The organism is Candidatus Xiphinematobacter sp. (assembly GCA_016766635.1).
Lineage (GTDB): Bacteria > Verrucomicrobiota > Verrucomicrobiia > Chthoniobacterales > Xiphinematobacteraceae > Xiphinematobacter.
Genome location: CP068473.1, coordinates 624,534 through 641,136 on the forward strand (window position 1 = coordinate 624,534; position 16,603 = coordinate 641,136).

Genomic DNA, 16,603 nt, shown 5'->3' on the forward strand with positions numbered 1-16,603 from the left:
CTCCATGTCTCTCATTGTCCAAAAGTACGGGGGAACTTCTGTCAGCACCCCGCAGCGTATCAAAAAGGTCGCCTACCATATTCTGAAGACTCAGCGCACTCCCCATTCCGTTATAGCCGTAGTTTCCGCCATGTCCGGAACAACCAGCTCTCTGATTCAATTAGCTAGGGAGATTACCCGTCATCCAACGGGGCGAGAAATGGATGCCCTGCTTGCCACGGGAGAGCAGGTCGCCACGGCGCTTACAGCTATGGCAATCAACGCGATGGGAGGGAATGCCGTACCACTAATGGGTTGGCAGGCAGGCATTCTCACGGATAGTATCCACACTAGGGCGAGAATCCGAGATATCCTTCCTAATAACCAAATCCAAGAACATCTTCAAAGAGGATCCATCGTCGTCATAGCTGGATTCCAGGGACGAACCTCTTCTGGTCAAATCACAACACTCGGACGCGGCGGATCTGACCTAACGGCTGTCGCCATTTCTAGCGCACTTAAGGCGGACAGTTGTGAGATTTACACTGACGTAGACGGAGTTTTCACGTGCGATCCACGCATTGTCCCCAGAGCGCAAAAAATCGAGGTCGTCTCCTACGATGAGCTACTGGAAATGGCTAGCTCTGGATCCAAGGTCATGCAATCACGATCTGTAGAATTTGCCAAGAAGTTTAACGTCCCATTCGAAGTGCGAAGCAGTCTAAATAACAATCGAGGAACTATTGTGAAAGAAGAGGCAGCTGGTATGGAGGATATCGTTGTCCGTGGGATCAGCATAGAGAAGAACCAGGCGAAAGTAACTATTTGTCAGGTCCCCGACCGTCCTGGAAGTGCATCTCACATTTTCCATACGCTAGCTGAAACTAATATAGTTGTGGACATAATCATACAAAACGTCTCTGCGGCCGGTACGACTGATATTTCCTTTACAATGAATAAGGAAGATCTTGAAAAAATTGGACCTGCGCTTGAGTCGGCAGCATCGGAGATTGGAGCTGGAAAAATTGTCAAACATGATGGGATTGCCAAGCTCAGCGTGGTGGGAATCGGTATGCGTAGCCATTCTGGAGTCGCTGCGAAACTCTTTGAGAGTCTCAGTCAGGGCAGCATTAATATTCAGATGATTTCAACATCTGAGATTAAAATTGCTGTGATTATTGATGAAGAACTTTCCACAAAAGCTGCTTGCCTTGTTCATAGTGCCTTTAATTTGGAAAAAAACTAAAAGGTTGCTATCCCAGCCGTGGTCCTCTAGATCTCAGTGCTTGCAGTGGATAGGATGGGTGACAGAGCGGTTTATTGTGCACGCCTGGAAAGTGTGTGTGCCCTTGCGGCACCGGGAGTTCGAATCTCCCCCCATCCGTGGGGGTACCGTAGCACCAACCGGGGGTAAGTTGTCTGGAGGCCAAGTACTTACTTTAGGCTCCTTTTAAGTTTTGGGGCTCTTTTCGATGGTTGCCTCAACCTGTTTTTCGGAGCGGTCACGCAGGATTTTTATAGAGACTTTCTGGCCTACCTGAGTTTCAGTAACAAGGTTTCTTAGGCTGACGCCATCGTACACATTCTTCCCATCAAAGCTAATAATGATATCTCCAGGTCTAATTCCTGCTTGCTTTGCAGGAGAGCCCTGAAGAACTCTGTAAATGAAGACTCCATGGTGCCCAGGGGGCATGCCGAGGGATGCCGACAGAGAGGCAGTCAATGGAGCAGTAAGAACACCCAACCAAGTGTGGACCACGCGTCCATGCGCTCTAATATCGTTAAAAACGCGCCTTACCGTGTTAGAGGGGATAGCAAAGCTTATTCCCTGCCAGCCTCCCTTGTCGGAAAGAATTGAGTTGTTAATAGCAATGATTCTTCCATCCAGGTCAATCAATGGACCTCCAGAATTTCCCGGGTTAATGGCAGCATCGGTCTGGAAAAACTCGTTTACTGTTTCGCTAAAACCGCGCCGGCCTTTAGCACTAATAATTCCCTGCGTAACGGTCTCCTGAAGACCGTAAGGGTTTCCTACAGCAATAACTGCCTGTCCGACTCTCACCTCATCTGAATTTCCTAACTCTAGGGGAATAAAGCCGGCGCCTCTTACTTTAAGAATCGCCAAATCGGTAAAAGGATCAGTTCCTAAAACCTTTGCTGAGAGAATTCTTCCGTCATTAAGGTGGACTCGGACAACTAAGGCCCCTCCAATGACATGCAGATTAGTTACAATATGACCTTCTTGGGATACCATTACCCCAGAACCAAGTTGAGGAGGAAGTTCAACCAACGTGGTAACCCCAAAAAACTTACTAAAACTGTCGTTAAAGACAGCTGCCTGCTGGACGGCGGTGATGCTTACAACTGACGGCATCACGCGCTCCACCAGTTTAGTAAATTCGTGGTCAATTTCAGAGAGAATTGGGAGTTTACCGGCAGGAGTTGTCTTATTTAGAGAAGTCCAAGACGGAGATTGCGATGGAAGTCGAAAAGATGCAAACGCGCGTGTTTGCACGTCCCAACGCGGGGAACTACCCGCGGCTGAAAGTGAAACAGCAAGTATAAAGGCCAAGCAATTCAGAAAACCTCTCATAAAACAGGACCCAACAGCCGTTCTGGCACACGGTGTACTCTTCTGCCAACTGCTACACCAGCTCATGCAATGTGGGAACCCCCCTCTTTCTAATAAAAAAGGTTGTCCAAAAAGTGAGCCCAGTCAATATGCTTGCTTTGCTTATAGCGCACCCAGTTTTCTTTCATAGTCTAGTTGAGATTTATCCCGGAGGGATGCGCGACTATAATCAACAACAATCTAGCTCCCCCGATATCCAAAAGGCTTCCCCCCGATTGCCAAAATAGGGAGAGAGGGGCTGTATATAAAAAGGGGGGGCCTTTTTCACCCCAGGGAAAAGCACGTGCCAAGTCCGGGGGGCTTTTGCTGCTAACAATTGGAAATTCCAAGAAGTCTAAGAAACACGCTCTTTGCGATGGTTCAAAAAAATAAATTGTTAGCCTATTGACATGTAGGACATTTCCCTACTACCGTCTTCCGTCTCTGCTTTGTACTTCGAATGAGTACGTATTCTGCCAAAACTGGGGAAATAAAACGTAAATGGTGGGTAATCGATGCTGAGAGTCAGCGTCTGGGGCACGTTGCTGTTAAAGCGGCCAGTCTGCTCCGAGGCAAACACAAAGTTGCTTTTACTCCCCATGTAGATACGGGGGATTTTGTTATCGTAATCAACGCGGAGAAGATCCAGATAGGTGGAAGGAAGGAAACTGCTAAGACTTATACGAGCTTCTCTGGATATGTTGGGGGACATAAGTCGCGCTCTTTTCGCGATTACAGGAAACGCCGTCCGGAATTTCTTATTGAGCATGCTGTTAGGGGGATGCTCCCACATAATCGTTTGGGACGCAGTGTCTATCGCAAACTAAAAGTCTACCGGGGACGCTTACACCCCCATGCTGCACAAGGTCCAGAACCCCTCTAAACAACCACCTTTTGCATGCCTAATAATTCAACCTCCTCCACCTCCACGGGGCGTCGCAAGACTGCTGTTGCACATCTCCAGATCAAACCAGGGAAAGGCGTCATTAAAGTTAATGACAAGGACTTTGTGGAGTATTTCCCCAGTATCTCAATGCAAAATGAGGTCCTGCGCCCACTGGAGCTGGTACGTTCTATGCACACCTTCGACCTTACAGTTAAAACCAAAGGGGGAGGGATTGCGGGGCAGGCAGGCGCCTTGCGCCTAGCTATTTCCCGCGCCCTCATTCTCACAGACGCTTCCTTTCGACCAATCCTAAAAAAGGAAGGTATGCTCACCCGTGATCCTCGCATGAAAGAACGTAAAAAGACAGGACAACCCGGAGCTCGTAGGCGTTTCCAGTTCTCCAAGCGTTAGCCCAAGCGTTAGCACGTGCGGAGGTGTTGTCTCCCTCGCTTGTTTTTTGGTTTTCCCCTTTTGAATAGCTCCCCCTCTCATTGCAAGTGGGAAGGAGAGAGGTCGGTGGCCGAAGGAGGAGGCTTCTTTTGAGGAAAGGTCACCGCCAAACAAAAGGCAATAAAGGAGAGAGAAGCGCCCACCCAGATTGGGATACGCCCATACTGTGCTGGTGTATCCCATCCTACGAGCGCCATGGCTATAAGCGGCCCTAAAAATCTCCCCAAACTTCCAGATGCCTGCATTAGGCCAATGACTCTTCCCTGAATTTGAGGGCTAGAGCAGCGCGAGGCAAGCCCGTTTAGCGTAGGTGTGACTAGGCCATTCCCTAGGGCAATAAGGACAAGTACCCCCAAGATGGACGCAAAATTACTGCAGAAAGGAAGTAAGAAAAGCCCACTAGCCAAGATGAGGGAACCTGTAGCAGCTAATTGTTTTTCGACAAGCCTTTGCAGAAGATGGCGCAATAACCATCCCTGAATCAGGATACCTAGTACTCCAACGTAGGTTAGCAAATACCCAGTTTGACTGACTCCGTAACCCAGCCGCTTCGCGTTAAATAACGCAAACAGACTGGTCATCATAGCGAATCCGGAAATAGATGCCAGGTAAGCAACAAGGATAGTGCTAATAAGGACGCTTTGACTGCCCACAAATACCTCTGCAAGGGAAGTTCTCTTGGAGGATTGTGCTCGGCGGTCCGTGGAGAGGGTTTCTGGGAAGAAAATGGCGATGAAGAATGCGTTACAAAGGGCGAGTGCCGCCGCAAAATAGAAAGGAGCGCAAGATGCAATGCATGCACTTAGTACTCCGCCCAATGCAGGCCCCAGGACAAACCCAAGTCCGAACGCTGCCCCAACCAACCCCATAGATTTCGAGCGTTGGTCAGGGGTAGTAATATCAGCGATACAGGCCTGTACAGTAGCAATATTCCCCCCACTAGCTCCAGCAATAACCCGCGCCAAAAAAAGCATCCACAATTTTGTTGCCGCACCCATAATAATAAATCCAAGGGCCGTACAGATCATGCTGAGAAAAAGAACTGGCTTACGACCTACTTGGTCGGAGAGCTTCCCAATAAGGGGCGCCATCACCAATTGTACTAGAGAAAACATCCCTAACAACCATCCCAGCTGCAAAGAGCTCGCCTGAAACCTCCCTCCTTCGGCATATAGGGGGAGCACGGGTATGACAATACCGAACCCAATCATGTCGATTAGTATGGTAAAGAGAACAATTCCTAGCGTGAAGTGGGAAATCTTTTTCAAAGCAAAGGCGGGCCATTCAACATAATGCGTGATTTCCTATCAAGCATGTTTTCCTATACGAAAGTATGCGGAAAAGTTAGACAAACACCAGCATACCATTCCAGGAGACAAAATAGGAAGTAGCTAAGGGGCTTACTGTTACGTAACTTTTTCTGTAAGCCTCTATTGGCCAACTGGACTGGTGATAGCCAGAGATAGTTAGATGTACAATGCCAGGGTCTTTGCATAGCGTGAGGCTACTCACTATCGATTCTTCTGAAAGTCTCCAGGCGTACCTCACGATTTTATCGGGATTAAGCTTGTTCTTCTTGGGAGTAGATGCCTGTACCCATCAGTCTAGTTGGTATTCCTCCCTTACCAGTAAGGGGCTTTACCAAAGAAAATCCCGTAAAATATATGTGTCGCATAGCAAGCAGCATTAAAAGGCTGAAATAGCACTCACTTCCTTTGGAAAGCTACCATCTTCTTGATCCAGAAGCGCGTGGTGAGAAATCCAAAAATACATCCACTCGCATGGGCAAGATGTCCAATTCCTGGAAATAAACCCATTATCGCAAACGCTAGCGAAACGAAGACAATTCCCCAGCCCAAAAGTCTCGCCGGTAGTTTTATGGGAATGAAGAAAAAGAATACTGCAGTAATATAATGCCGCGCGTGGAGGGTACAGAAGCCCATAAGTACTGAACACACTGCCGCCGAAGCTCCCAGTATTTCTGCCTCTGAATCCCGCAAGATAAGTTGTGTTAACCCGCCTACGGCTCCACCTACTAAGTAGAGAATTAAAAACCGTCGCAACCCCAATCTTGCCTCTACAATCTCCCCAGTAACCCATAGAGGCAGCATGTTTGCCAAAAGATGGAATGGAGCCGCATGAATAAACTGGTAAGTAAGTATCTGCCAGGCTGCTCCACAAAGGACGCTTCTTGAGTTCAGCCCAAACCACTTTTCCACAAATACTTGTCCAGAACAAGGAAGCAGATAGAGTACCAAAAAGATGGCGGTGTTCACGCAAACCAGCACTGTTCTGATGTCTATTTTCTTTCCCGTATCTGTCCACTTCATGGTCTCAAATTAGAATTGCCTTGGTTCTTAATAGTTCTTAGCAGTAGTTGGATTCTCAAAATCTAGTCCTCTTACTCTTAATCCTATTACTTGTCTCAGTAAGGAAATAATGCATGCACCTCACCCATAACAGGTGAGGGATATAAGGTGTCATGAAGGTAGCAGCTACACAACAGGCCTTTCCCGCATTACCTCTCCAGTCCATACTTAGGGGAATAGTTTTTCCTCCTTTTTTATGTGGGAGAGACTTGACTGGGGAGCTCAGTCAGTGCCCCTCTGTATCTTTCTGAGTTCCACTAGATACCCCGCCACAGGGAGAGCTGACACCCATGAATAGAGAGAGGGGAATATGTGACGCGTAAGCACAGTAGCTTCTTCTTCACAGCGGTAAAGAGCCGAGAGACCCTCCTTGAAACAAGCTTGGTGCTTTTTCCGCGAGGGAGCAGGAACTTAGGCCCCGCGTGTTTGCATTGCCGATTTTCCTAGAGGTCTGTTTTTTTATCCTGGGAATTGACAGGGGAAGATGTGTGCCACTAAATATAACGATCCCCACGCTCTAAGCATTGGCCCGCACCATGCGCCAGTACCAAGTACCGGTGGAAGGTCAAGGAGATACCGCACTCCTTCCAAGCTATTGTTATTCCCACCCAATTGTTTTTTCATCCTTTACCTTCTATTCTTCTTTTTATGCGTGTCATTGCAGGATCAGCAGGAAGTATTAGATTCCAGGCAATTCCTAGGGGTGTACGTCCTACGACGGCTCGAATACGCGAGGCGATTTTTTCTAGCCTAGGTGATGCTGTTATTGGTGCCCGTGTCTTAGATCTTTTTGCTGGAGTCGGAACGCTTGGAATTGAGGCGCTTAGCCGAGGCGCAGCCTCCGCCGTCCTCGTAGAACACGCAGAACGCTGTTCAAAATGCATACGACACAATTTAATGAGAACCAGACTTTCCGCTGTTGTTCAAACTGTGGACGTTTTTCGATTTATTAATTTCCATACAGAATGCGATAGCTTTGATCTGGTCTTTGCAGACCCTCCCTACGCCAGAAGTACCATGGATGGGCAAGATCCCGCTTCTCGACTTTGTGGCTCTCGATCTCTCATCCAAGCTATTTCTCCTCCAGGGATTTTTGTGCTAGAGGCGTTTCGAAAATTCCACCTCCCGAAAAATTGTAGCTGGACTCCACTAAAAGAAAAAAGCTTGAACGGAACAGCTATCTTATTCCTAACTAGATCCAATGATCTGGAGCCGATTTCTTTATAATCTCGCCCTCCCGGTTTTTTTGGCAGTCTTCCTGCCACGACTGCTTGTACAGTTCCTAGGGAGAAGAAAATGCGGACACCGGTTCGGCCAGAGACTCGCTATCTATTCGAGGGCCGTACGGGCTCGCTTGACTACACCACACCCCCGGATTTGGATCCATGCCGTCAGTGTGGGAGAGGTGCTTACTGCCCTAAAGCTCATCCGTTGCATGGAAGGAGAAACCCCTAGACACCACTTCACCCTCTCTACCACCACTGCCACGGGCTTTACATTAGCAGAAAGAGAAAAAAGCAGGACGACCGAGGTTATTTATAACCCCATTGACTTCTTTACAACGGTGCGACGAGCTGTTTGCCTGATCCGTCCTCGGCAACTCATTCTTGTTGAATCAGAAATATGGCCCAATCTTATCTGGGAAGCGAAGCAGTATGGAGCGACTATCGCACTCATTAACGCCAGAATCTCTCCTCGATCGGAGAGACGCTGTCTCTTCTTCCAATCTGCCGTCAAGCCGATTCTCCATGCGCTTGATGTTGTATGTGTGCAAAATCCCTCGGACATCCTCAGGTGGGAAAAAATTGGTGTCCATTCAACACAAATCCACCTCACGGGGAGCATTAAATTCGACGATGCAAGGGCAGCTCGTCGCCCACCAGTAGACCTTCGCCCGCTGCTTTTATCTGTTGGTTGCCCCAAAAATGCCCTTGTTCTACTTGGCGGGAGCACACATGCTGGAGAAGAAAAAATCTTGGGGCGAGCTTTTCTTGCTATTCAACAGGTTATTCCCAATACTTTTCTTCTCATTGCTCCTCGCCATATAGAACGCTCTAGGGGAGTCTTAAAAGACCTTTTTAACTGTGGCTTGTACCCTACATTGCGTAGTACTAGGTTATTCCCTCTAGGCAGGATCAATTGCCTAGTCCTAGATTCTATTGGAGAACTTCGAGATTGGTATTCATGTGCCCATGCCGTCTTCATTGGAAAAAGCCTCACGGCCCGCGGTGGACAAAACCCTGCCGAAGCCATTACAGCCAGGAAGCCAATCACCTTTGGTCCCCATATGGAAAATTTTAGCGCTCTTACTCAGGAACTTCTCTCAATAGGAGGGGCTGTGACCAGCCATAATGAGCGAGAATTACAGAGCAACCTCCTACGAATGCTTAGTGACCCTACCTGGGCAAATGCACTCTGCAAAAATGCTATAGAATGCTTGAGGCGTCACCATGGAGCTACAGAGCGTACAAGACAAGTCCTATGCAAAATTCGACCCAGATTTCAAAATTCCTCTGAAAGAAATTATAGAGCCTGATTAACCATCAGCCCAGTCACCCAGACCCTTTGTTGAAAAACATATTTGTGGACTTGTGGAGCAAAAAGAGCCATTTATTCACCCTATGAGTGGCTGTAAGCTGGATTTCGGCAAGATGGAACAGCTGCTGTAATGCTCCTGTCGGAAAAGGAGGATGCCTGGTTCACCCTCCTTACCTCAGCTTGATTTTCCGCCGTGCCCTTATGTCCCGCATCGCTAAAATAGAGCGCTCTACTAGAGAGACTCAGTTGCGCTTGGTTCTGGACGTCGACGGCGGAGGAAATCAGGGGATCGCCACTGGAATCCCTTTTTTCGACCACATGTTGGACCTTTTCGCCTTTCATGGTCTTTTCGGTTTAGAGATTGTAGCCGAAGGAGACATGGCTGTAGACCTTCATCATACGGTAGAAGATATAGGGATTACGTTGGGAGCAGCATTTGCCCAAGCACTCGGAAGTAAGAGTGGGCTTGTGCGTTACGGATGCAGCTACATTCCTATGGACGAAGCGCTCGTAAGGTCAGTCGTAGACATTAGTGGGCGCTCTCTTTTGGTCTACCATGCTCCATTGGAAGTAGAAGGTATTGGCTCCTTCTCGTTCCAGCTTGTAGAAGAATTTCTCCGAGCTTTCTCTACTCATGCAGCTCTCACCCTCCACGTGGAAGTCCTCTGTGGTCGCAATTCTCATCACATGGCAGAGGGTATTTTTAAGTCTCTAGCGCGCGCACTTTCCGCCGCTACTAGCCTTAATCCAGATATGCTTGGCATCCCAAGTACCAAGGGTCTAGTATGAAACGACGTTTCCAATGAAGCGGGGCATCACTGTAGGTTTGGTAGACTATGGGAGCAGCAACTTACGCAGTGTGCGAAAGGCACTAGAGGTTTGTGGAGCTGCAGTGCACCTGGTTGATCAACCCGTGGCCTTTGACTCTACTCAGTGGAGTGCCTTGGTGGTACCGGGGGTAGGCTCTTTTGGACATTGTGTGCAAAGCCTGCGCACAAAAAAGCTGTGGCTTCCCATCCTCCGTTGGATCGAGATGGGCCACCCGTATCTCGGAATCTGCTTGGGCTATCACCTCCTCTTTGAGTCTAGTGAGGAGTCGCCAGAAACAAAAGGATTTGGCTTATTAGCTGGACGTGTTGTCTCCTTCCCCAGGTGGAAGGTCAAGGTTCCCCATGTAGGGTGGAATGAGTTGACTGTAAGACAACCTGTCCTTTTCGATGGAATCGAACTCCCCGTAAGCGTCTATTTCATACATTCCTACTACCCCATTCCCCAGGACTCTGAAGTTATTTCCTCCGAGTGCGAGTATGGGGTACGCTTTGCCGCCAGTATTACAAAGGGTCGGGTAGTGGCTACTCAGTTCCATCCGGAAAAGAGCCAGTCTGCGGGGCTCCGATTCATCGCTAATTTTCTCCACTCTCTCCAGCCTATCTCGCTCCCAGCTTATGCTACTTCTTCCAGCAATTGACTTGATGGCTGGTCAGGTCGTACGACTGAAGCAGGGGAGAGCGACCGAAAAGACCGTGTATTCGGAAGATCCGCCAGAAGTTGCAAGACAATGGGAGGCTATCGGAGGGGACTGGTTACACATTGTTGACCTGGACGCCGCATTCGAGGGAAATCCTAGGAATATGGCCTCTGTTCGTGCCATTTGCCAAGCGGTAACTATCCCCTGTGAGCTTGGTGGGGGGATGCGCAGTAAATCTGCTATTAGGGCAGCTCTAGAGGCAGGTGTTTCTCGGGTTGTGCTTGGCACGTGCGCTAGTGAATCCTTAGAGTTCGTGCGGGAGATGTGTCGTGCCTTCGGAGATGAGCGTATTGCCATCGGCATTGATGCGTGCAATGGCCTGATTGCGACTAAGGGTTGGACCCACCGTACTAGCCAGCACGCTTCTGACCTGGCACTGGCCATCCAGGAAATTGGCGTCTCAACAATTGTCTATACGGATATTACCGCTGACGGGATGTTACAGGGTCCTAATTTTAGCGGACTTTCCTTTTTACTTTCTCTACTCTCTTGTCAGCTGATAGCTAGCGGGGGAATCTCAAGTGTGGAAGACCTGCAGCGACTTAACGCCATGATGCCGCGCCCATACGGATCTATCATTGGTAGAGCTCTCTATGATGGCCGCATCAAAGGCGACCTACGCGGTGCCCTTTCTCCATTGGGAGAATGAGTCTCCCACTTGATTTGCCGATCGTGTAGGAAGAGATGCGATAGCGTGCAAAATCTCTTGGATCAAGGCTGGCCCACGATAGACGAAGCCTGTATATATCTGGATTAGATTGGCTCCGGAGGAGAGTTTTTCATGTGCTGCCCCCGCTCCAAGGATTCCGCCTGCGCCAATTATTGGGATAGGGGAGACCTGCCGGATTTTTCGGATTACAGCATTAGAGCGTGCCTGCAGCGGCTTTCCACTGAGGCCACCGAGTTCGTTTCGTTCCGGCGGCAAGGAGGAGTGGTCTAGAGTGGTATTCGTGGCAATGAGACCGGCAACATGCTCTTTCTCCGCAAACTTGACAATGGAAACGATGTCTTTCAGGGAAAGGTCCGGATCGATTTTAATCAGGAGAGGCTTAGAGTGTTTTCCTTCCCAAGCCCGTAGTGTGCTTATGATTCTAGTCAAGTGTTCTGTATTTTGGAGAGCGCGGAGTCCAGGAGTATTGGGGGAGCTGACGTTAAGCACAAAGTAGTCCCCATAGGGATAGAGGTATTGGAAGCTCCGCAGATAATCGTCCTGGGCTGCGTGAAGTGGGGTAAGCCGGGATTTTCCAATGTTGATCCCGATAGGAATGCTGGGCCAATTGCCAGAACGCCGTAGACGCTCCATCCGAAGTGCAACGTTTTTTGCTCCTTCATTATTAAACCCCATACGATTGACCAGAGCTTCCAATTCTGGGAACCGGAATAAACGTGGTCTGGGATTTCCACTCTGGGGGTATGCAGTTATAGTTCCGACTTCTATGAAGCCAAACCCCAGTTTCTCCCAGGAGGGCAAGGCTATTCCATTTTTGTCCATGCCCGCGGCAAGTCCTACCGGATTACGAAACTGGAGACCAAACAAGGAAATTACCGGACCCCTAGGCAGTGCCCTCTTAAAGGAGCACTTCTCTATTAGAGAGAGGAGCCGATGATATGAAAGGCAGGAAAGGACAAGACGATGTGCTGTCTCAGCTTCCATTCGGAAAAACAACTGGCGTAGGAAGAAGCTGTAGAGAGCCATTGTCACTTTCCTAGACAGAAATTACTGAAGACCGAATTAAGAACTTCCTCATGGTCTACAGTGCCCGTTACTTCACCTATAGCGTCTAGGGCAGTACGGAGCTCAAAGGCAATGCACTCCGCTTCGCTATCCACTCCATTATTAGCTAATTCACCGGCACGCTCCAAAGAGACCACAGCACGTTTTAGACAGGATTGGTGTCTAGCATTTATAGTAACTAGCTGCCCACAATCGCTGCTATATCTTGAGCCACTCGCCCACTCTATAATTTTAGAGATTAGCCGTGGAATACCAGCTCCTGTTAAGCAGGAGACTGCTGCTGATGCTGGTGGGCAAGAAAACGGCTCTCCCAACAAGTCAATCTTGTTCCAGACTAGATGCAGCCTATCTTCTGGAAGGGCAGATGGAGTGGGGGAGATGGACTGCGCAGCATCGACAACATAAAGGATAACGTCAGCCTTTTCGGCTGCTGCAAAGGACCGACGTATTCCCTCCAGCTCAACGAGGTCCCTAGTACGATGGATTCCTGCAGTATCTGTGAGGCGGAACAGCATTCCTTTTAGGCTTACGCTTTCTTCCAAGGTATCGCGCGTAGTGCCTGGAAGATGACTAACAATGGCGCGGTCACACTTCAAAAGTCGGTTGAGAAGACTAGATTTTCCTACATTAGGGGGTCCACAGATTACAAGCCGAATGCCTTCTCTAAGCATCCGCCCATGACTCTCTGTGGACAGCAGGGCATCTATTTGCCGCTGAGCCTGAGAAATTTTCTTTAAAAGTGTTTCTTCTGTGTCCAGCTCAAGCCCTTCCTCAGGAAAATCGATGGAGACTTCTAAGTGAGAAAGAATGTGGATTAATTCACTACGAATGGCCCCCATTGCACGACTAATACTCCCATCCAATTGTAGAGCCGCAGCTCGCACAGCCTGAAGAGTTTGTGCTTTAATAAGGTCCATGACTGCCTCAGCCTGCGTTAAATCTATTTTTCCGTTCAGGAACGCTCGTTGAGTAAATTCTCCAGGATGAGCCAGACGAGCCCCTAAATCTAGGGCAAGTCGAAGAACTTGTGCTGGAACTACCAGCCCTCCGTGACAGCTTAGCTCTACCAAATTTTCCCCAGTATAACTGGCCGGGGCATGGAAAATAGCGCATAAACCTTCGTCTATTGAAACCATCTCCTCCACAATGCGACCAAAATAGAGGTGACGAGGTCGCATCCTCTCAAAAGAGACTCTGGAACGAAAAAGTCTCCTCGCAACAACAAAAGCTTCCGGGCCTGAGATTCTTAGCATGGCAATCGCCCCTTCACCAAATGGGGTAGAAACTGCCACAATGGTCTCTGTGCTACTATTGCTCATAAACGTCTCCAGAATCGAATCAAAGAAAGAACCTTTTTGGTATCCGTTGCGGGAGAGAGACGAGGCCATCAATAAAATTCTTCCAACCCCTCTCTTCCCGAAGAATTCTGACCTCGACACGCATAAAATAGACGGGAATCTCCGGATCTACGATCTGTGGAATGCGAACAGCGTCTTTTTCTGTGGTAAGAATAGCTTGGAGATTGCACTGGGCGCATCGTCGTATAAATGCTTGCACTTCCTTAACAGAGTAACAATGATGATCCGGATAGGTCCTGGTTAGCCTCACTCTTGCCCCTAACGTTTCTAGGGCATTCACGAAACTTTCTGGTACTGCAATTCCACAGAGGGAACCGACGGGGAGGCCCTCCAGAAACTTCAGGGGCCGGGCTTCTCCAGTCCAGGTGTTGATGAGATGCCGAGGACAGTGGGTGCACTCGACAATTTCTGCGGTCCTATTCAGCTTCCGTATGCGAGCGATAAGCAAGGAATTATCCTCCCTAGTGCATTTAGTAATTAAGATATGAGTGGCCCGGCATAGATGCTTAGCCGGTTCTCTCAACGTTCCACGTGGAAGTAGAAATTCGTTGCCAAATGGTGCCTCACTGTCAATTAGAACAATTTCAACAGCGCGGCACATTTTGAGATATTGGAATCCGTCATCCAACAGTAAAATGTCTGCCCCAAAGTGTTTGATGGCAAAGAGTCCACTTCTTACACGATCGCGGTCGACGAGCACTATTACCCCCCGCAGATTATTTGCTAGCATAAACGGCTCGTCACCGGCTATGCGTGAGTCTAGGAGAAGCGCTTTGCCATCAGAAACGACGCGAGGAACAAAAAATTGCGTGTTGTAGAATACTTTCTCCAGAATTCTTCGAAAGAGAGGTTTAGGCGCGCTCTTATATCCTCGGCTGAGGATAGCCACCTTCCTTCCTCTAGCTTGTAGCTGGTGAGCGAGCATTTCAACTACCGGAGTTTTTCCAGTACCACCTACAGTTAAATTTCCTACGCTGATAACAAGACAACCCATCGATCGCCGGCGGAAAATTCTTCTCTGAAAAAGAGCGAGACGGAATCGAACCCATAAAAAGGTGATGGCAGAGAGAATCCATAAAACACTTCGGAGCAGCCCAGCCCGCTTGCCACAACGACGCTCCAGGATAGCCTCTACCGCAAAGGTTTCTAGCGCCTCTAGCCAGGACCCCCATGATATCATGAGCAGGAGATTAAACGAGCACCAAGATTATCTGCAACCGTATGCAATAGGTATGAACCGGTAGGAGCAGCTTTTTGCATGGCATTTGCTACTCGGTCAGGATGACTTAAAGTTAAACAGGTGATGGTAGATCCTGAGCCGCTCAGCCATCCTCCCAGGGCACCAGCTTTTTCCGCTTCGCAGATGACCTCATCTAGGAAGGGTACTAGGGATTGACGATATGGCTGGTGAAATCTATCCCTAAACGCTCCCCGGAGCACGTGATAGTTCCGAGATGCAAAAGCAGCTGCTGTCCAGGCAGCGTACGCTGCAGAAAGCGTAGCATCCTCTGTAGAGATAGAGGCCGGAATGACTTTACGCGCATCTGGAGTTCGAACCTCAAAATCTGGAATTAGCAGTACAAAATGGAGATTTAAAGCGAGCTCAAACTTCTGGAAGCTAAGATCCTCTCTAGTGATGACAAACCCTCCAAAAGCTGCGGCAGCGGCATTGTCTGGATGTCCTTCAAGTTTTGCGCAGATTTTGTAGAGATCCCCCACGGAAAGAAAACTCTCTGAAAGGTTATTCAATCCTATGAGCACACCAAGGCGCACAGTGACACTGCTACCTAATCCTCTGGCCCGTGGCACCTCTCCATTGATGGTGCATGAAAACTCAAAGGGCTCCTGATGTGATGCCTCAAAGAACACCCGCGCTACCTCCTCAACCATCTCTTCTTGGGAAGATCTCCATACTCGACGGAGTACAATGCAATTATATATGCTGAGGGCGATTGCTTGTGAGTCAAACCCCGGTCCCAGATTGGCCGTGGTAGCGGGAATGTGAACAAAAACTTCTTTTTTCATAGGGAATTTGATGTGGGTCGAAAACCGCCTCTAATGATGCGATGGGAGCTCTTGTGCGCAGAGGAATTTGTAGTATACGGAGATACCACTGCGGGTGTGAGGCAGTCCAGCCACCGCTTGGTTGCTCTCTTTTGCATAGTTTTTTTGTTATGTGGGATCCACGCTGGCTCCAGCAGGGAGGTGGTTAGAGTTGGGCTCCTTCCAAGCGTTGCTCATGCCCAAGCTTTAGTAGCCGCAAATATGAGTAGAGAAGGGAAAGGTTGGTTTGAGGAACGTCTGGGACCTGGGGTTGATGTGCAATGGTTTGTATTTCATGCGGGACCCTCGGCTATGGAAGCTATTTTTTCCGGGTCCATCGACTTGACCTATATCGGTCCATATCCGGCACTAAATGGCTACCTGCGTTCTAATGGGGAGGATATCCGAGTCCTTTCAGGAGCTGCCTATGGTGGAGAGGCACTGGTTGTGCGCAGGCCGGAATGGAAATCTGCTAGGGATCTACGAGGGAGAACTATTTGCACCCCCCAATTAGGCAACACCCAGGATGTCGCTTGCCGTGCTTGGCTAATCCATAATGGGATGCAGGTCAGTTTAACTGGTGGGGACGTTCGTGTTGTCCCGTTAGAAAACCCTGACATCTTCGCGCAATTTGCCAAAGGTGCTATTGATGGGGCATGGACAGTTGAGCCATGGGTGAGTCGCCTCCTTACAGAAGCCGGTGGGTACCTTCTTCACCGGCCGAGGGACACCGCGACGGCGGTACTAGCAACTAGTGCACGTTTCCTAGAAGAAAAACCAGCCATCGCGCGGAGATTCCTAGCTGCCCACCAAGAGCTGACAATTTGGGTCACTAACAATCCGAGGAAGGCACAAGAGAAAATTCGGCAAGAGCTTTTGGAAAGCGTCAGGCAGGACCTTTCTGTTAAGTTAATTCGTGAAGTGTGGAAAGGCATAATTTTTAAAAATGCTGTCCAGCTGCGGGATTTTGAGCAGCTTATGGCTGACGCCCGTCTATCAAAGCTTTCCAGAGCATGTTTTGATCTTTCAAACTTGATAATTACCCCTAGTGCACATCCGCTCCATGGATCTGAAAAGTAAATGGAGGGACGCTACCTCTGTCAACT

16 protein-coding genes and 1 tRNA gene are annotated in these 16,603 nt (G+C 48.9%); 10 read left to right on the forward strand and 7 right to left on the reverse strand.

Annotated elements, in window-relative coordinates:
- The first annotated feature begins 4 nt into the window (after positions 1-4).
- Both JMM79_02755 and JMM79_02760 read left to right on the forward strand, forming a co-directional pair.
- On the forward strand, positions 5-1,225 hold the full coding sequence (locus JMM79_02755) for an aspartate kinase (GenBank protein ID QQY08157.1): 1,221 nt from the start codon (positions 5-7) through the stop codon (positions 1,223-1,225).
- A 52-nt stretch (positions 1,226-1,277) separates the two neighbouring features.
- A tRNA-Ser gene (locus JMM79_02760) sits at positions 1,278-1,363 on the forward strand.
- A 66-nt stretch (positions 1,364-1,429) separates the two neighbouring features.
- Here the strand turns inward: JMM79_02760 and JMM79_02765 are convergent.
- A complete protein-coding gene (locus JMM79_02765) occupies positions 1,430-2,353 on the reverse strand; it encodes a trypsin-like peptidase domain-containing protein (protein QQY08158.1) in 924 nt (307 codons plus the stop codon).
- A 697-nt stretch (positions 2,354-3,050) separates the two neighbouring features.
- On the opposite strand from JMM79_02765, the gene rplM reads away from it, so the two are divergent.
- On the forward strand, positions 3,051-3,473 hold the full coding sequence (rplM, locus tag JMM79_02770) for a 50S ribosomal protein L13 (GenBank protein ID QQY08159.1): 423 nt from the start codon (positions 3,051-3,053) through the stop codon (positions 3,471-3,473).
- 15 nt (positions 3,474-3,488) lie between these two features.
- Complete coding sequence (gene rpsI, locus JMM79_02775; GenBank protein ID QQY08160.1) at positions 3,489-3,887, forward strand: 30S ribosomal protein S9; 399 nt, start codon at positions 3,489-3,491, stop codon at positions 3,885-3,887.
- Between the two features lie 77 nt (positions 3,888-3,964).
- On the opposite strand, the gene JMM79_02780 is transcribed toward rpsI, so the two are convergent.
- Together JMM79_02780 and JMM79_02785 are read right to left on the reverse strand one after the other, a co-directional pair.
- The gene (locus tag JMM79_02780; GenBank protein ID QQY08161.1) at positions 3,965-5,194 is read right to left on the reverse strand and encodes an MFS transporter; all 1,230 of its coding nucleotides are present in this window, start codon (positions 5,192-5,194) and stop codon (positions 3,965-3,967) included.
- Between the two features lie 438 nt (positions 5,195-5,632).
- Positions 5,633-6,256 (reverse strand): rhomboid family intramembrane serine protease, encoded by a 624-nt coding sequence (locus tag JMM79_02785; GenBank protein ID QQY08162.1) that lies wholly within the window; start codon positions 6,254-6,256, stop codon positions 5,633-5,635.
- Positions 6,257-6,943: 687 nt separating this feature from the next.
- On the opposite strand from JMM79_02785, the gene JMM79_02790 reads away from it, so the two are divergent.
- The 5 genes from JMM79_02790 to hisA all read left to right on the forward strand — a co-directional run bounded on the left by JMM79_02790 (position 6,944) and on the right by hisA (position 11,010).
- Positions 6,944-7,522: an RsmD family RNA methyltransferase gene (locus tag JMM79_02790; protein QQY08163.1), complete on the forward strand. Its 579-nt coding sequence runs from the start codon at positions 6,944-6,946 to the stop codon at positions 7,520-7,522.
- Between the two features lie 19 nt (positions 7,523-7,541).
- Positions 7,542-8,831: a hypothetical protein gene (locus JMM79_02795; protein QQY08164.1), complete on the forward strand. Its 1,290-nt coding sequence runs from the start codon at positions 7,542-7,544 to the stop codon at positions 8,829-8,831.
- Between the two features lie 203 nt (positions 8,832-9,034).
- The gene (gene hisB, locus JMM79_02800) at positions 9,035-9,622 is read left to right on the forward strand and encodes an imidazoleglycerol-phosphate dehydratase HisB (GenBank protein ID QQY08165.1); all 588 of its coding nucleotides are present in this window, start codon (positions 9,035-9,037) and stop codon (positions 9,620-9,622) included.
- A gap of 13 nt (positions 9,623-9,635) precedes the next feature.
- Positions 9,636-10,301 (forward strand): imidazole glycerol phosphate synthase subunit HisH, encoded by a 666-nt coding sequence (gene hisH, locus JMM79_02805; GenBank protein QQY08166.1) that lies wholly within the window; start codon positions 9,636-9,638, stop codon positions 10,299-10,301.
- A complete protein-coding gene (gene hisA / locus JMM79_02810) occupies positions 10,279-11,010 on the forward strand; it encodes a 1-(5-phosphoribosyl)-5-[(5-phosphoribosylamino)methylideneamino]imidazole-4-carboxamide isomerase (GenBank protein QQY08167.1) in 732 nt (243 codons plus the stop codon). The genes hisH and hisA overlap by 23 nt, the downstream gene beginning before the upstream one ends.
- Here the strand turns inward: hisA and JMM79_02815 are convergent.
- Genes JMM79_02815 through JMM79_02830 form a run of 4 tightly spaced genes read right to left on the reverse strand, consistent with a single transcriptional unit; the run spans position 10,978 to position 15,479 of the window.
- Complete coding sequence (locus tag JMM79_02815) at positions 10,978-12,057, reverse strand: quinone-dependent dihydroorotate dehydrogenase (protein QQY08168.1); 1,080 nt, start codon at positions 12,055-12,057, stop codon at positions 10,978-10,980. The genes hisA and JMM79_02815 overlap by 33 nt on opposite strands.
- Before the next feature lie 2 nt (positions 12,058-12,059).
- On the reverse strand, positions 12,060-13,415 hold the full coding sequence (gene mnmE / locus JMM79_02820) for a tRNA uridine-5-carboxymethylaminomethyl(34) synthesis GTPase MnmE (protein ID QQY08169.1): 1,356 nt from the start codon (positions 13,413-13,415) through the stop codon (positions 12,060-12,062).
- 19 nt (positions 13,416-13,434) lie between these two features.
- On the reverse strand, positions 13,435-14,634 hold the full coding sequence (gene lpxK / locus JMM79_02825; GenBank protein ID QQY08170.1) for a tetraacyldisaccharide 4'-kinase: 1,200 nt from the start codon (positions 14,632-14,634) through the stop codon (positions 13,435-13,437).
- Entirely contained in the window at positions 14,631-15,479 is an 849-nt protein-coding gene (locus JMM79_02830; protein QQY08171.1) for a hypothetical protein, read from the reverse strand. Before JMM79_02830 ends, lpxK begins: the two co-directional genes overlap by 4 nt.
- 180 nt (positions 15,480-15,659) lie before the next feature.
- On the opposite strand from JMM79_02830, the gene JMM79_02835 reads away from it, so the two are divergent.
- A complete protein-coding gene (locus tag JMM79_02835) occupies positions 15,660-16,577 on the forward strand; it encodes an ABC transporter substrate-binding protein (GenBank protein QQY08172.1) in 918 nt (305 codons plus the stop codon).
- The last annotated feature ends 26 nt before the right edge of the window (positions 16,578-16,603 follow it).

Excerpts from the sequence above, each read along its gene's own strand:
- JMM79_02755 (QQY08157.1), top strand. The coding sequence starts at position 5 with ATGTCTCTCATTGTCCAAAAGTACGGGGGAACTTCTGTCAGCACCCCG.
- JMM79_02765 (QQY08158.1), bottom strand. The coding sequence starts at position 2,353 with ATGCCGTCAGTTGTAAGCATCACCGCCGTCCAGCAGGCAGCTGTCTTT.
- rplM (QQY08159.1), top strand. The coding sequence starts at position 3,051 with ATGAGTACGTATTCTGCCAAAACTGGGGAAATAAAACGTAAATGGTGG.
- rpsI (QQY08160.1), top strand. The coding sequence starts at position 3,489 with ATGCCTAATAATTCAACCTCCTCCACCTCCACGGGGCGTCGCAAGACT.
- JMM79_02785 (QQY08162.1), bottom strand. The coding sequence starts at position 6,256 with ATGAAGTGGACAGATACGGGAAAGAAAATAGACATCAGAACAGTGCTG.
- JMM79_02790 (QQY08163.1), top strand. The coding sequence starts at position 6,944 with ATGCGTGTCATTGCAGGATCAGCAGGAAGTATTAGATTCCAGGCAATT.
- hisB (QQY08165.1), top strand. The coding sequence starts at position 9,035 with ATGTCCCGCATCGCTAAAATAGAGCGCTCTACTAGAGAGACTCAGTTG.
- hisH (QQY08166.1), top strand. The coding sequence starts at position 9,636 with ATGAAGCGGGGCATCACTGTAGGTTTGGTAGACTATGGGAGCAGCAAC.
- hisA (QQY08167.1), top strand. The coding sequence starts at position 10,279 with ATGCTACTTCTTCCAGCAATTGACTTGATGGCTGGTCAGGTCGTACGA.
- JMM79_02815 (QQY08168.1), bottom strand. The coding sequence starts at position 12,057 with ATGGCTCTCTACAGCTTCTTCCTACGCCAGTTGTTTTTCCGAATGGAA.
- mnmE (QQY08169.1), bottom strand. The coding sequence starts at position 13,415 with ATGAGCAATAGTAGCACAGAGACCATTGTGGCAGTTTCTACCCCATTT.
- lpxK (QQY08170.1), bottom strand. The coding sequence starts at position 14,634 with ATGATATCATGGGGGTCCTGGCTAGAGGCGCTAGAAACCTTTGCGGTA.
- JMM79_02830 (QQY08171.1), bottom strand. The coding sequence starts at position 15,479 with ATGAAAAAAGAAGTTTTTGTTCACATTCCCGCTACCACGGCCAATCTG.